The organism is Methylobacterium aquaticum (genome assembly GCF_001043915.1).
Lineage (GTDB): Bacteria > Pseudomonadota > Alphaproteobacteria > Rhizobiales > Beijerinckiaceae > Methylobacterium > Methylobacterium aquaticum.
This window is the reverse complement of sequence record NZ_LABX01000298.1, coordinates 1-970: the sequence shown is the minus strand read 5'-3', so window position 1 is coordinate 970 and position 970 is coordinate 1. Positions and strand designations below refer to the sequence as shown.

The following is a 970-nucleotide window of genomic DNA, read 5'->3' as shown; positions in this document are numbered from 1 at the left end:
GCAGGTCGTCGAGGAGGGCCAGCGGGTTCGTGCCGTTGCGCAGGATGTCCGGCGCGAAGGCGATCGCGACGCGCCAGCCGGCCGCGCCATCGCCGACCGGTTCGGAGACCGTCGCCGGTTCGGAGACCGGAGCCGGGGCGGCCGTCGCCCGGCCCGTGGCTCGCCCGACGAGGCCGCTGAGCTCGTCGAGGATGGCCTGGCCGAAGACCGGCTCGGCGCCGTCGGGATCCTCGATCAGGAGGCGGATGTAGTCCTTGGCGGACAGGGCGACGTTCACGAGATCGAGGCTCGCCGGCACGCGGCCCTGGCGCACGAGGTCGAAGGCGGTCTCGAAATCGTGGGTGAACGCCGCCACCCGCTCGAAGCCGAACATCGCCCCCGAGCCCTTGATCGTGTGGAGCGCACGGAACGCCGTGTCGATCAGGTCCCTGTCCTGCGGTTTCTCGCCGAGGTCGAGTAGCGTGGTCTCGAGGCAGGCGAGAAGCTCGTCTGCCTCCATCCGGAACACGTCGACCGGGTTGAGGGAAGTCATGTCTGCATCGACCCTTGGATCGCGCGGGAATCGCGAAGACGAAAGCGCCACCCCGTCCCGACCCTCCTCCGTCGCTCGCCTTCCGCTCGACCATCTGGGCAGCAGAAAGCGTCACGTCAGGAATGATGCCGGGAAAAGCGAGATTTCGCGGTAATCTGACTATGCCAAACAAGGGATAATTTTCAGTTAGCGATAACGTATTCGAGGTTATGTGACGTTAAGGGATTGGTAGAATATTGGTTAACGAAAGACGTCGCGCCGGTCTCGGGGATGGTTCACGACGGGCTCGTGGCGCCGGGACGGTGGCCGCCCGGTGCATCGATCCGATGGCGGCGCCATCGATGCGTCGCTGCGTCGTCCGCGTTGCGATGGCCCGCTCGTCCATGGCCGAGCGATCGCTGTCGAGCGCTGTGACGAGGCGATGGAGCGGGGTCGCTC

1 protein-coding gene is annotated in these 970 nt (G+C 66.2%); it reads right to left on the bottom strand.

The genetic code is table 11. The features are described 5' to 3' along the window. Positions 1-532: Hpt domain-containing protein (locus tag VP06_RS30360; protein WP_048467548.1), on the bottom strand; the 532-nt coding region annotated here is incomplete at its 3' end. Positions 533-970 lie beyond the last annotated feature (438 nt).